Source organism: Nocardiopsis chromatogenes YIM 90109 (assembly GCF_000341185.1).
Lineage (GTDB): Bacteria > Actinomycetota > Actinomycetes > Streptosporangiales > Streptosporangiaceae > Nocardiopsis_A > Nocardiopsis_A chromatogenes.
In genome coordinates, this window is sequence record NZ_ANBH01000139.1 from 1 (window position 1) to 12,927 (window position 12,927).

13 protein-coding genes and 1 pseudogene are annotated in these 12,927 nt (G+C 74.1%); 8 read left to right on the forward strand and 6 right to left on the reverse strand.

The genetic code is table 11. The features are described from left to right. Positions 1-28: 28 nt before the first annotated feature. From D476_RS0114560 to D476_RS0114570, 3 genes are read right to left on the reverse strand one after another with little or no spacing between them, the layout of a single operon-like run. The gene (locus D476_RS0114560; protein WP_017624674.1) at positions 29-1,144 is read right to left on the reverse strand and encodes a PDR/VanB family oxidoreductase; all 1,116 of its coding nucleotides are present in this window, start codon (positions 1,142-1,144) and stop codon (positions 29-31) included. Between the two features lie 14 nt (positions 1,145-1,158). After that, positions 1,159-2,076: a metal-dependent hydrolase gene (locus tag D476_RS0114565; RefSeq protein ID WP_017624675.1), complete on the reverse strand. Its 918-nt coding sequence runs from the start codon at positions 2,074-2,076 to the stop codon at positions 1,159-1,161. An 11-nt stretch (positions 2,077-2,087) separates the two neighbouring features. Then, a complete protein-coding gene (locus D476_RS0114570; protein ID WP_239648715.1) occupies positions 2,088-3,812 on the reverse strand; it encodes an SDR family oxidoreductase in 1,725 nt (574 codons plus the stop codon). 84 nt (positions 3,813-3,896) lie between these two features. Between D476_RS0114570 and D476_RS0114575 the strand changes: the two genes are divergently transcribed. Beyond that, complete coding sequence (locus D476_RS0114575; RefSeq protein ID WP_017624677.1) at positions 3,897-5,042, forward strand: PQQ-dependent sugar dehydrogenase; 1,146 nt, start codon at positions 3,897-3,899, stop codon at positions 5,040-5,042. Positions 5,043-5,054: 12 nt separating this feature from the next. Here D476_RS0114575 and D476_RS0114580 read toward each other — a convergent pair whose 3' ends face one another. Continuing rightward, positions 5,055-5,621, reverse strand: a complete 567-nt coding sequence (locus D476_RS0114580) for a Uma2 family endonuclease (RefSeq protein WP_026123509.1) — start codon at positions 5,619-5,621, stop codon at positions 5,055-5,057. A gap of 108 nt (positions 5,622-5,729) precedes the next feature. Further along, positions 5,730-6,413: an IclR family transcriptional regulator gene (locus D476_RS0114585; RefSeq protein ID WP_017624679.1), complete on the reverse strand. Its 684-nt coding sequence runs from the start codon at positions 6,411-6,413 to the stop codon at positions 5,730-5,732. 152 nt (positions 6,414-6,565) lie between these two features. Here D476_RS0114585 and leuC point away from each other — a divergent pair, with 152 nt between their 5' ends. From leuC to D476_RS0114605, 4 genes are all read left to right on the forward strand, one after another. After that, positions 6,566-7,963 (forward strand): 3-isopropylmalate dehydratase large subunit, encoded by a 1,398-nt coding sequence (gene leuC / locus D476_RS0114590; protein WP_026123510.1) that lies wholly within the window; start codon positions 6,566-6,568, stop codon positions 7,961-7,963. 47 nt (positions 7,964-8,010) lie between these two features. Continuing rightward, positions 8,011-8,601 carry a 3-isopropylmalate dehydratase small subunit gene (leuD, locus tag D476_RS0114595; RefSeq protein ID WP_017624681.1) on the forward strand — a complete coding sequence of 197 codons (591 nt, stop codon included), beginning with the start codon at positions 8,011-8,013 and terminating at the stop codon, positions 8,599-8,601. A gap of 41 nt (positions 8,602-8,642) precedes the next feature. Continuing rightward, a complete protein-coding gene (locus D476_RS40250; protein ID WP_026123511.1) occupies positions 8,643-8,861 on the forward strand; it encodes an SCO5555 family protein in 219 nt (72 codons plus the stop codon). Between the two features lie 79 nt (positions 8,862-8,940). Next, the gene (locus D476_RS0114605; protein WP_017537129.1) at positions 8,941-9,222 is read left to right on the forward strand and encodes an HU family DNA-binding protein; all 282 of its coding nucleotides are present in this window, start codon (positions 8,941-8,943) and stop codon (positions 9,220-9,222) included. A 243-nt stretch (positions 9,223-9,465) separates the two neighbouring features. Here D476_RS0114605 and cofC read toward each other — a convergent pair whose 3' ends face one another. Then, positions 9,466-10,119, reverse strand: coding sequence for a 2-phospho-L-lactate guanylyltransferase (cofC, locus tag D476_RS0114610; RefSeq protein ID WP_017624683.1), 654 nt, complete (start codon positions 10,117-10,119; stop codon positions 9,466-9,468). A gap of 230 nt (positions 10,120-10,349) precedes the next feature. On the opposite strand from cofC, the gene D476_RS0114615 reads away from it, so the two are divergent. The 3 genes and pseudogenes from D476_RS0114615 to D476_RS0114625 all read left to right on the forward strand — a co-directional run. Continuing rightward, positions 10,350-11,168 carry a lysophospholipid acyltransferase family protein gene (locus D476_RS0114615; RefSeq protein ID WP_017624684.1) on the forward strand — a complete coding sequence of 273 codons (819 nt, stop codon included), beginning with the start codon at positions 10,350-10,352 and terminating at the stop codon, positions 11,166-11,168. Positions 11,169-11,236: 68 nt separating this feature from the next. Beyond that, a pseudogene (locus D476_RS33345) lies at positions 11,237-12,237 on the forward strand (NAD(P)H-dependent glycerol-3-phosphate dehydrogenase). An 11-nt stretch (positions 12,238-12,248) separates the two neighbouring features. Next, on the forward strand, positions 12,249-12,927 hold a 679-nt coding region (locus D476_RS0114625), incomplete at its 3' end, for a trans-sulfuration enzyme family protein (protein ID WP_017624685.1).

Sequence of the window (12,927 nt, forward strand, 5' to 3'; positions counted from 1 at the left end):
GCGACGGCCATGATCCAATCAACACGCCCTAGAGGTCGATCACCAGTCGGCCGCCCTCCGCCCGGGACACGCACAGCGCCACGGTGCCGTCCCGGCCGTCTGGGCTGTCCGCGCCGGGGGCGCCCCCGGCCGGGCGGTCGCGGTGGTCGGCGGTGCCGCGCAGCAGCGGCACCCGGCAGGTCCCGCAGAAGCCCTGTCGGCACGAGTAGGCGGCGTCCGGGACCGCCTCGCGCACGGCGTCCAGGGCGGTGCGGTCGGCCGGGACCGCCAGCACCCGCCCGCTGCGCGCCAGCTCCACCTCGAAGGGGACGCCGCCGCGCACCGGCGGCGGGGAGAACCGCTCCCAGAAGAACGGCAGCGGCGGGCGGCCGGGCAGCGCCCCGCGCACGGCCTCGATCATCGGGGGCGGGCCGCAGCAGTAGACGGAGGTCCCGGCCCCGGGGGAGCCCAGCAGGTCCGCGCCGCACGGAACCCCGTCGGCGTCGTCGGTGCGCACCTCCACGGACCCGGAGGGCGAGGACGGCAGCTCGTCCAGGAACGGCAGCGCGGCGCGGGAGCGGCCGGTGAGGACGAACCGGAACGGGGCGCCCCGCCGTGCCGCCGCCTTGGCCATCGGGAGGAGCGGGGTGATGCCGATGCCCCCGGCGATGAACACGTACCGGTCGGCGCGCGCGAAGGGGAAGGCGTTGCGGGGGCCGCGGACCGCCACCCGCGCCCCCGGTTCGAGTGCGTGGACCTCGCCCGACCCGGTGCCGCCGGGGATGCGCCGCACGGCGATGCGGTAGCCCGCGCGGTCGGCCGGGTCGCCGCACAGGGAGTACTGGCGGACCGTGCCGGAGGGCAGCACCAGGTCCAGATGCCACCCGGGCTGCCAGGGGCGCACGGGGCCGCCGTCCTCGGGCTCCAGGCGCAGGGCGGCCACATCCTCGGCGGGGCGGTCGACGGAGGCCACCCGCATGGGTACCTCCCGTCCGGCGCCGCTCGCGCCGCCGCGGGGGTACTTGGCGCCGCCGAGGCCGGTCATGACCGGCTGCAGGCCGTCGAGGAGCCGTTCCAGTCCTCGGAAGAAGGGGTCGGGGCGGTCCCGCCCGGCGAGGTCCCTGGGGAAGGGCGGGTCAGCGTATCTCCGGCTGCTGTGCTTCACGTACCGGCCGCCCCTCAGTGCTCGGCGGCGCGCGCGGCCGGGGACACCGCGAGGTAGGCCACGGCCTTGGCGGTCGACCCCACCTGCGAGGGGTGGAAGCGCGGCCTGAAGTACTCGGGGACCGACCGCGCCAGCCGCCACAGGCTCGGGGGGGTGCCCAGCCGCCCGGTGCGCAGGAAGTCGCGCCATCGCGGCTTGATGCGCCCCTTGGTGACCGGGTCGGCGGCCATCAGGAACCGCACGCCGCGCACCCACAGGGCGAACAGGGCGCCGGTGGAGACGGCCATCGCCAGCGCGCGCCGCCGGTAGTCCCCGTCCACGTGCATGAACAGGTCGAAGGCGACAGCCCGGTGCTCGACCTCCTCGGCGCCGTGCCAGCGCAGCAGGTCGAGCATGACGGGGTCGGCCCCGGCCCGGTCGAGGGCGTCGGCGTCGAGCACCCACTGCCCCAGCACGGCGGTCATGTGCTCGATGCCCGAGATCAGGGCGAGCCGCGTCATCAGCCACGATTCGGCCCTGGCGCCGGTGAGCCCGCGGTCGCCCAGCAGCCGCCGGAACATCCAGGCGATCTGGGAGACGTAGGGGGAGGGGTCGAGCCCGTGGGCGTCCATGTGGTCCAGGACCCCGGCATGGGCCTCGGCGTGCACGGCCTCCTGGCCGATGAAGCCGAGCACGTCCTCGCGCAGCCGCTCGTCGCGGATGTAGGGCAGGGCCTCCTTGAAGACCTGGACGAACCAGCGCTCGCCCTCGGGAAGCAGCAGGTGCAGCACGTTGATGACGTGGGTGGCGAACGGGTCGCCGGGGATCCAGTGCAGGTCCATGCGCGACCAGTCGAAGTCGACGTCGCGCGCGTGCAGCACGATGTGCTCGGGCTCGTCCTCGGGCAGCGCGGGAGGTGCGGGCGGGTGCGGCGCGGGGGTGTCGGAGGTCATGGCGGCCTTCCTCAGGACAGGGGGGACAGGCGGGCGGCGGCCCGCAGGGCGGCGGGCGCCAGGCGCGACAGGGCCAGCCCGGCGCGGGCCTCGGCGGTGACGGGCAGGACCTCGGGGCCGCGGTCGACGGCGTCGGCGATCTCGCGGGCGGCCCGCTCGGGGGTGAAACCGCGGCGGCGGTAGAGCCGGTTGAGCCGGTCGCGCGTGGACGAGGCCGCGCCGGTGCCGCTGAAGCGGGTGGTGGAGATGATGTTGGTGTTCACCAGCCCCGGGCATACGGCGGTGACCTTGATGCCGTGCTCGGCCAGCTCCCCGCGCAGGCACCGGCTCAGCATGAGCACGGCCGACTTGGTGGAGGCGTAGGCGGGGTAGGCGCGCGAGGGCAGGTAGGCGGCCGCGGAGGCGGTGTTGAGGATGCGCCCGCCCACGCCCTCCTCCACCATCATCGGGGCGAAGGCGCGGCAGCCGTTGACCACGCCCCACAGGTTGACGTCGATCGCGCGCCGCCAGTCGTCGGGGGTGGTGTCCAGGAACGCGCCGCCGACCCCGATCCCGGCGTTGTTGACGACGGTGTCGGGCACCCCGTGCTCGGCGCGCACCCGCTTGGCGAACTCCTCGACGGCGGCGGTGTCGGCCACGTCGACCCGGTAGGCGGCGGCGCCGGGCCCGGTGCGGGCGGCCTGCTCGGCGGTGCGCTCGGCGGCGTCGCCGTCGATGTCGGCGCAGACCACGCGGGTGCCGCGGGCGGCCAGCTCCAGGGCGGTGGCGCGGCCGATGCCGCTGCCCGCGCCGGTCACCACCGCCAGCGGGGCGCGGCCCTGCGGCCGGCCCTGCTCGGTGTCGGCGACCATCTCGCGCACGCGCCCGGCGACGACGCCGGGCCGTGAGCGCGGGATCCAGTGCCCGCCCGCGACGCGGTGGACCCGGAAGTCCTCGGTCCACGCGGCGGAGGAGGTCTGGGCGCTCTCGACCATGAACAGCTCGTGGGTGGGGGCGAGCACCTGCACGGGCACGGAGGTGCGCCGCTGCTGCGGGCGCAGCAGCCGGTCGCGCATGTTCACCCGGTACAGCTCCAGGCCGTTCAGGTGGTTGCGCAGGGAGCGCCGGTCCCGGGGCGGGCGGCCCTCGGGCGGGCCGACGCGCTCCAGCGCGCGCAGGGCGGCCCCGCCGATCCCGGTGAGCCAGGCGAACTCGGGCAGCCAAGGCAGGTGGAAGAAGCCGATGTAGGCCGAGCGCAGTGCCTCGTCGGCCACGTCCGCCAGCGCGCGCGGGCTCGGGCGCAGCCGGGAGCGCAGCCAGTGCGCCGCGTGGTCCAGGCAGGGCCCCGAGACGGAGGTGTAGGAGGCGAACAGGCGCGCGTGGCGCTCCTCGGTGACGGTGTGCCAGGCGGCGAGGGAGCCCCAGTCGTGGGCGAGCAGGTGCACGGGGCGGTCGGGGCTCGCGGCGGCGGCGACGCGGGCCATGTCGTCGGCGAGGCGGTCCAGGGTGTATCCGGACCGCTCGCGCGGCGCGGGGGAGGCACCGGCGCCGCGGACGTCGTAGACGACGACGTGGTGGTCGGCCGCCAGGTCGGCGACGACGCCCTCCCAGACCGAGGAGTCGTCGGGGTAGCCGTGGACGCACAGCACGGTGGGCGCGGCGGGGTCGCCGTAGGAGCGCGCCGCGAGCGCGAGCCCGTCCCCGGTGGGGACGGAGAAGCGCGCGGCAGTGGTGCCGGTCACATCAGTGCGAGACATGGCGTCATGTTAAACAAAGTGTCAATAAGGGGCCAGGGGGTGGGGCGCGATTCCGTTCCGCGTGCTTTGGGCAGGATGGGGGACATGCGATCGCGACCGCGGGCGCGGCGGGCCGCCGCGGCCCTGGCAGTCCTTCTGGCCGCCTCCGCCTGCGCGGGCGGGGGCGGCGGAACGCCCCAGGAGGCGGAGGGGAGCGGCTCCGCCTCGGGCACCGGCCCCGCCGGGGAGCAGGGGCGCCCGGTCCCGCCGGGAGAGCCGGAGACCGTGGCCACCGGGCTGGAGGTGCCCTGGGCCGTGGCGTTCCTGCCGGACGGGTCGGCCCTGGTGGGCGAGCGCGACTCGGCGCGCGTGCTGCGCGTCGGCGCCGACGGCGAAGGGGAGGGCGAGGAGGTCGGCACCGTCGACGGGGTGAGCCCCGGCGGCGAGGGCGGTCTGCTCGGCCTGGCGGTGGCGCCTGAGGCCGATGAGGACGGCGGGGACGTGTACGCCTATTACACGGCCGACACGGACAACCGGATCGTGCGCATGCCCTACACCCCCGACAGCGGCCTCGGCGAGCAGGAGGTGATCGCCGACGGCATCCCCAAGGCGCGGTTCCACAACGGCGGCCGGATCGAGTTCGGGCCGGACGGCATGCTGTACGCGGGCACGGGCGACGCCGGGCAGAGCGGTCTCTCCCAGGACACCGACTCGCCCGCGGGGAAGATCCTGCGGATGACCGCCGACGGCGAACCCGCGCCGGACAACCCGTTCGACAACCTGGTCTACAGCTACGGCCACCGCAACGTGCAGGGGCTGGCCTGGCACGGCGACGTGCTGCTGGCCACCGAGTTCGGCCAGGACACCTGGGACGAGGTGAACGCGGTGCGGCCCGGCGGCGACCACGGGTGGCCCGAGGTGGAGGGCGAGGGCGGCGGCGAGGGCCGTGTGGACCCGCTGGTGGTGTGGCGGCCCCCGGAGGCGTCCCCGAGCGGGGCGGCCGTGGCCGCGGGCTCGCTGTGGGTGGCGGCCCTGCGCGGCGAGCGCCTGTGGCGGCTCCCGCTGACCGGCGACCCGCGGGACCCGGTGGGCGAGCCGGAGGCGGTGTTCACCGGCGAGTTCGGCCGCATCCGCGACGTGGCGGCCGAGCCGGGCGGCAAGGCGGTGTGGATCGCCACCAGCAACCGCGACGGCCGGGGCGACCCGGCCGCCGACGACGACCGGATCATCAGGATCCCGCTGGGGGAGTGAGCCGGGCGGCGGTCAGGCGATCCCGGTGCAGTCGAGGGGGCCGGTGAAGGGAGCAGGCAGGTGGAGGAGCCCGTCCGAGGAGGGGCGGGTCTGCTTCCGGTAGACCCCTGCCTGGGGTTCCTCGAAAAGGGTCCACGTGTCGTCATCGGTATCGATGAGCAGGTAGGCGGGCGCCTCTCCGAGGGCGTACCCGCGCAGCTTCTTCACCCGGTCGGTGTCGGCGTTGCTCGGAGAGGTGACCTCCACGGCCAGGGCGGCGACGTGGGAAGGGAACTTCCAGCGCTTCTCTTCGAGCATCGGCTCCGGGAGGAGTACGAGGTCGGGGATGTAACGCTCCCCGGTCGGGCCAATGGTGAGCGTCGCGTGCTGGACCGCCATGTATCCGGGGGCGAGGTCCTTCAGGGCGTCCTGGAGGAGACTCGTGATCCTGAGGTGAGGGCCCAGGGGGGTAGGCGACACGACCAGTTTCCCTTCGATGATCTCCACCCGGAAGCCGTCGGGTGGCGTGAAGGTGTCGGCGGCCTCTTGGAGGTCGAACGACGCGCCTTGGAACGGCACCTCAGGAAGTGGTGCGGCCATCGGCCTGACCTCCTATGTCGAACCGTCGGTCGTGACGCTAGCAGTCCTGTTCCAGGTTAGTCCGGCGTTTCGCCGAATCCCAGCCACCCGGCCCCCGGGCCGTCCCGCTCATATCCCCTCGGTGTGGTGCAGGGCTTCGGTGATCTTCTCCGAGGCGGCCGTCACGGCCGGGGCGTGCAGGCGGCCGGGGGAGCGGGTCAGGCGCTCGATGGGGCCCGAGACCGACACCGCGGCGATCACGCGCCCGCCGGGGCCGTGGATGGGGGCCGACACCGACGCCACGCCCTGCTCGCGCTCGCCCACGCTCTGGGCCCAGCGGCGGCGGCGCACCTGGGTCAGGCTCTGGGCGGTGAAGTGCGCCCCGCGCAGGCTGCGGCGGATGCGGTCGGCGTCCTCCCAGGCCAACAGGATCTGCGCGGCGGACCCGGCGTTCATCGGCAGCTCGCTGCCGACCGGCACCGTGTCGCGCAGGCCGCTGGTGCGCTCGGCGGCGGCCACGCACACCCGCACGTCGCCCTGGCGCCGGTAGAGCTGGGCGCTCTCCCCGGTCAGGTCGCGCAGCTGGGCCAGGACCGGGGTGGAGACCGCGAGCAGCCGGTCCTCCCCGGTGGCGATGGACAGCTCGCCCAGGCGCGGGCCGAGCACGAAGCGCCCCTGGCTGTCGCGGGCCACCATCCGGTGCCGCTCCAGCGCGACCGCCAGCCGGTGGGCGGTGGGCCGGGCCAGTCCGGTGATGCGGACGAGCTGGGCCAGCGAGGCCGGCCCCGATTCCAGGGCGTCGAGCACGGACATCGTCTTGTCCAGGACGCCGACGCCGCTCGATGGGCTAGAGTTGTCCATGGCTTGATATTGCCGTCTCGATATGTGGAATGCAAATCCGCGCGGGACGGGTGTCGGGCCGCCGAGCATGGACCCGCACCGCCGAGACGCGAGGAGGCGTCGCCATGGCCCGCACAATGGCCGAGAAGGTCTGGGAGGAGCACGTCGTCCGGCGTGCCGAGGGCGAACCCGACCTGCTCTACATCGACCTCCACCTGGTCCACGAGGTCACCAGCCCCCAGGCGTTCGAGGGCCTGCGCCTGGCCGGGCGGAGCGTGCGCCGCCCCGACCTCACCGTCGCCACCGAGGACCACAACGTCCCCACCGAGAACGTGTTCGGCCCCATCGCCGACAAGGTCTCGCGCACCCAGATCGAGACGCTGCGCAAGAACGCCTCGGAGTTCGGCGTGCGGCTGTTCCCCATGGGCGACATCGACCAGGGCATCGTCCACGTGGTGGGACCGCAGATGGGGCTGACCCAGCCGGGCATGACCGTCGTCTGCGGCGACAGCCACACCAGCACCCACGGCGCGTTCGGCGCGCTGGCCTTCGGCATCGGCACCAGCCAGGTCGAGCACGTGCTGGCCACCCAGACGCTGCCGATGGCGCCGTTCAAGACCATGGCGGTCACGGTGGAGGGGCAGCTGCGGCCCGGGGTGACCGCCAAGGACATCATCCTGGCGGTGATCGCCGAGATCGGCACCGGCGGCGGGCAGGGCTACGTCATCGAGTACCGGGGCGAGGCCATCCGGTCGCTGTCGATGGAGGCCCGGATGACCGTGTGCAACATGTCCATCGAGGCCGGAGCGCGCGCGGGCATGATCGCCCCCGACGCGACCACCTTCGACTACATCAAGGGCCGCCCGCACGCCCCGCAGGGCGCGGACTGGGACGCCGCCGTCGCGCACTGGGAGGGCCTGCGCAGCGACGAGGACGCCGAGTTCGACCACGAGGTGGTGCTGCGCGCCGAGGACATCTCGCCCTTCGTCACCTGGGGCACCAACCCGGGGCAGGGCGTGGCGCTGGACGCGTCGGTGCCCGCGCCGTCGGACTTCGACGACCCGAGCGCGCGCGCCTCCGCCGAGAAGGCCCTGGCCTACATGGACCTGGAGCCGGGCACCCCGATGCGCGACATCGCGGTGGACACCGTGTTCCTGGGCTCGTGCACCAACGGCCGGATCGAGGACCTGCGCGCCGCCGCCGAGGTCATCCGGGGCCGCAAGGTCGCCGACGGGGTGCGGATGATGGTGGTCCCCGGCTCCATGCGGGTCAAGGAGCAGGCCAACGCCGAAGGGCTGGGCGAGGTGTTCACCGCCGCCGGGGCCGAGTGGCGCGAGGCCGGGTGCTCCATGTGCCTGGGGATGAACCCCGACCAGCTCAAGCCGGGCGAGCGCAGCGCCTCCACCTCCAACCGCAACTTCGAGGGCCGCCAGGGCAAGGGCGGCCGCACCCACCTGGTCTCGCCGCTGGTGGCCGCCGCCACCGCGGTGCGCGGCACGCTGTCCTCGCCCGCGGACCTGTAGCCGGGCCCCACCGACGACGGCGACGACGGAACCGAAAGGCTCAGAGCATGGAGAAGTTCACCGTCCACACCGGCAGGGGCGCCCCCCTGCGCGCGAGCAACGTGGACACCGACCAGATCATCCCGGCCGTGTACCTCAAGCGGGTCTCCCGCACCGGGTTCGAGGACGGCCTGTTCTCGGCGTGGCGCGCGAGCGACCCGGACTTCGTGCTGAACAAGGAGGAGTTCGCGGGCGCCGACGTGCTCATCGCCGGGCCCGACTTCGGCACCGGCTCCTCCCGCGAGCACGCGGTGTGGGCGCTGCAGGACTACGGCTTCAAGGCGGTGCTCTCGCCCCGCTTCGCCGACATCTTCCGCGGCAACTCGCTCAAGGGCGGGCTGCTGACGGTGGTGCTGCCGCAGGAGGTGATCGAGCGGCTGTGGGAGATGGTCGAGGCCGACCCCGCCACGGGGATCACCGTGGACCTGGTGGAGCGCGAGGTGCGCGCGCCCGGCCTGGCGCACCCCTTCGAGCTGGACGACTACACCCGCTGGCGGCTGATGGAGGGCCTCGACGACATCGCCCTGACGCTGCGCGAGACCGACGACATCTCCGCCTTCGAGGAGCGGCGGGCGCCGTGGCTGCCGGTGACGCAGTAGGGGCCGACGGGGGCGCCTCGGGCGGCCCCGACGGGTCGGACGTGCCGCCCGGCGCCGAATTTTACCTGGATTTGGCGCGGCGTCTGCGGGAGGCCCACCGGCGGGCCGAGGCGCTCCCCGAGGGTGTCCGGATTCCGGTTATTCGTAGGCTTTTGACGGTCACAGAAGCGGTCAAAAGGGATCCCGTGCGTGGTTCCGAGCGGCTGGACCGGATGCTGGAGGAGATCTCTACGCAGGTGGAGGACCCCCCGACACGCTGAGAACTTTCGGTGTTTGTGTTTGTGCCAGGGCCCTCCGGTCCCCTAATTTCGTGCGAGCAAGGGGGAACCGGAGGATCTAATGAACAAGCGTGACCTGATCGACGCGATCTCCGACCGGTTGGGGGACAAGAAAACCGCAACCGAGGCCGTGAACGCCGTGTTGGAGACCATCCAGAAGACCGTCGCCGAGGGCGACAAGGTGGCCATCACCGGGTTCGGCGTGTTCGAGAAGGCCGAGCGCGCCGCCCGGACCGCCCGCAACCCCGCCACCGGGGAGACCATCAACGTCCCCGCCAGCTTCGTCCCGAAGTTCCGGGCCGGGGCCGACTTCAAGGACCTGGTCAACGGCAAGAAGAAGTAGCCCCCCGGGCGGTGGCGGCGCCGTTCGGCCCAGTCGGGCCGGGCGGCGCCGTCGTGTGTGCGGGGCCCGGCCCTGTGGGGTCTAGGGCGTGTTGCTTGGATCAGGCCCTACTGCGCGGCGCCCAGGCACGCTCCTCGCCGCGTTCTCATCAGTCGACAGCGCGCCCAGGCTGACTCCTTACTCGTCCTTGCGATGGACGCACCTGGACACCGCTCGCTACGGACCTGATCCAAGCAACACGCCCTAGAGGCCCAGGCGCCCCAGCGCCTTGGAGGTGTGCGGACCGACCCCCAGAGCGCGCGCCAGTGCCAGGTCGACGCGCGTGTCGACGTCCCGGCGCAGCCCCGGAACGTCCGTGCGCAGGAGCTCGACCGTGCCCAGCGAGCGGTGCCGCATGCGGGACCGCCCCTCGAACGCCGGGAGGAACGCCGCCCCCGGCGCGGCGGCGTAGAGCGTGGTGCCCACCCCTTGGGCGTCGGCGGCGAAGGACCGCGCGTGCAGCCCGGCGTCGGCGAGCACCCGGTCCAGCTCGTCGGGGCGCAGGGCGGGCAGGTCCGCCGAGAGTGCGCACACCCCCTCGTCGGGCCGCTCGGCGCGCGCACGGGCCGCGCCGTGCGCCAGGGCGGGGTTCAACCCGCCGCCCGGCTCTCCGTCGACGACACGCGCGCCCAGCGCCCCCAGGGCCTCGTGCGCGCGCGGGTCGTCGGTCACCGCGAAGACCAGGCCGACGCGCGGGCAGGCGGCCGCGGCCATCACGGTGTCGCAGGCGAACGCCAGCGCCAGCTCCGCGCGCGCCGCGGCGTCCGGGCCGTTCGATCCGTCTGGGCCGTCCGGGCCCACGAGCCGCGTCTTCGCGCCCTCCAGGGGCTTCACCGGGACCAGCACCGACCATGTCACCGGCGCACTTCCCCCTCGGCTCTACGGGGCCCCGGAACGGGGCAACCCGGGCGGACACTGAAACAGACCCGGAAAAAGGGTAAACAGGGCGCGGTGGGGGTGCGCACACCGCGCCCGCGACATGGGGCGACCGCCGGGGCTCCTAGACTGGACCGACCGCGCACGGACCGTCCCACCCCCTGGGGCCGCGCGGAGTGCGCCGATGACCAGGGGCGAATCCGGAGGAAGCAGTGGCCCAGCAACGCGAGTCGCGGTGGGTGAAGGTCGTGGTGGCCTCCATCGTGCGCCCGATCATGCGAGCGGTGACCCGGCCCCGGTGGAGCGGGCAGGAGAACGTCCCCCGCGAGGGCGGTGTGATCATCGCCGCCAACCACCTGTCCATGTCCGACCCGCTGACCATCGCGCACTTCCTGTACGTGGGGGGGCGCCGGTGGCCCACCTTCACCATGAAGGAGGGCGTCATGCGCATCCCCGTGGTGCGGTCGGTCGCGCGGAGCACCGGCCAGATCCCCGTCAAGCGGGGCAGCACCGATGCGGTCAAGGCGCTGGCGGAGGCCGAGAAGGCCCTGGTCCGCGACGGCAGCTCGGTCATCTTCTACCCCGAGGGCACCTGCACCCGCGACCCGGAGCTGTGGCCCATGGCGGCCAAGACGGGCGTGGCGCGGCTCGCCCTGACCACCGGCGTTCCGGTCGTGCCGCTGGCGCACTGGGGCGAGCAGCACCTGCTGCCCTACGGCACGACCAAGCTGCGCCCCTTCCCGCGCAAGAGGATCGAGATGGTGGCCGGTCCGCCGGTGGACCTGTCGGCGTACCGCGACAAGCCGCTGACGGCGACCCTCCTGAAGGAGGCCACCGCCGACATCATGCGCGCCATCACCGAGCTGCAGGCGGGCATCCGCGGCGAGGAGCCGCCCGCCGTGCCCTTCGACCCCAAGCGGGCGCGGCGCGAGGCCGTGGAGGAGCGCTCCGCCGACGGCGGCGCCCCCGCCGACGAGGGCGCGTCCGGCGCGCCCGGGGACGGGGCGGAGAACGGGGCCGAGCGCGCCTGAGCGCGCCGCGCCCGAGCGCAGGGCAACCGAGCGCACCGACAGCACGAGTAGGACCGGAAAGGGGCCGCATGACGAAGGTCGCGGTCATGGGCGGCGGTTCCTGGGGGACCGCCTTCGCCAACGTGGTGGCCGACGCCGGCGCCGCCGACGTCGAGGTCTGCGGCCGCCGCGCCGAGCTGGCCGAGGCGATCTCCACCCGCCACGAGAACCCCGACTACCTGCCGGGCATCGCGCTCAACCCGGCCCTGGCGGCCACCGCCGACCCCGCCAAGGCGCTCGCGGGCGCCGAGTTCGCCGTGGTGGCGGTGCCCTCCCAGTCCCTGCGCGCCAACCTGCGCGCCTGGGCCCCGCACATCGCGCCCGGCACCGTGGTCGTCAGCCTCATCAAGGGCGTGGAGCTGGGCACCTCGCTGCGCGCCAGCGAGGTGATCGCCCAGGAGCTGGAGCTGCCGCCCGAGCGGGTGGCCGCGGTGACCGGCCCCAACCTGGCCCGGGAGATCGCCGAGCGGCAGGCGGCCCCCCCCCCGGGCGNGAGCCCACCGCGGTGCGCTTCCAGCACCTGTGCAAGTCCGCCTACTTCCGCCCCTACAGCGGCACCGACCTCGTCGGCGCGGAGCTGGGCGGCGCCGTCAAGAACGTCATCGCCCTGGCCGTGGGGGTGGCCGTGGGCATGGGCTTCGGCGACAACGCCAAGGCGGCGCTGATCACCCGGGGCCTGGCCGAGACGGTGCGGCTGGCCGTGGCGCTCGGGGCCGACGAGCACACCCTGGCCGGGTTGGCCGGGATGGGCGACCTGGTCGCCACGTGCTCCTCGCCGCTGTCGCGCAACCGCACCTTCGGCGAGCAGCTCGGCAAGGGGTGCACGGTCGAGCAGGCGATCGAGAACACCAAGCAGACCGCGGAGGGGGTCAAGTCCTCCGAGTCCATCCTGGCGCTGGCCCGCGCGAACGGGATCGACATGCCCATCACCGAGGCCGTGGTCGGCATGATCCACCACGACCTGTCCCCGGCCGAGGCGCTGCAGGCCTTCATGGCCCGCACCGCCAAGCCGGAGCGGTACGGAGTCTGAGGAGGGGCGCGATGAGCGGGAACGACGGAAACGGCGGCGAGTACGGCGAGGCGACGCGGGCGGTCCGGCTGCCCACCGGCGGCGGCCCCCAGGGCGAGCGCCCCATGCGCCCGCCGGTGCACCGCAGCACCACCTACGCCTTCGAGGCATCCCAGGACTACGCCGACGTGCTGGACGGCGCCCGGGGCGGCTACTCCTACGCGCGCATCGACACCCCGACCGCCGACGCCTTCGCCACCGCCCTGGCGGCCATGGAGGGCGCCGGGACCGGCCGGGAGGTGCACGGCCAGGCGTTCGCCTCGGGCATGGCGGCCATCAGCACCGTGCTGCTGGCACTGACCTCCGCCGGGTCGCACGTGGTGGCCTCGCGCGCGCTGTACGGCAACACCTTCTCGCTCCTGGACGGGCTGCTGCGCCGCTTCGGCGTGGAGACCGACTTCGTCGACATCGGCGACATCGAGCAGGTGCGCGCGGCGATGCGCCCGGAGACCGCCCTGGTGTACACCGAGACGCTGTCCAACCCGGCCATGCTGGTCTCCGACATCCCCGCCCTCGCGGGCGCGGCCCACGACGCCGGGGCGCTGCTGGTGGTGGACTCCACCTTCGCCTCCCCGGCGGTGTGCCGCCCCCTGGAGCACGGCGCCGACCTGGTCCTGCACTCGGCCACCAAGTACATCGGCGGGGACAGCG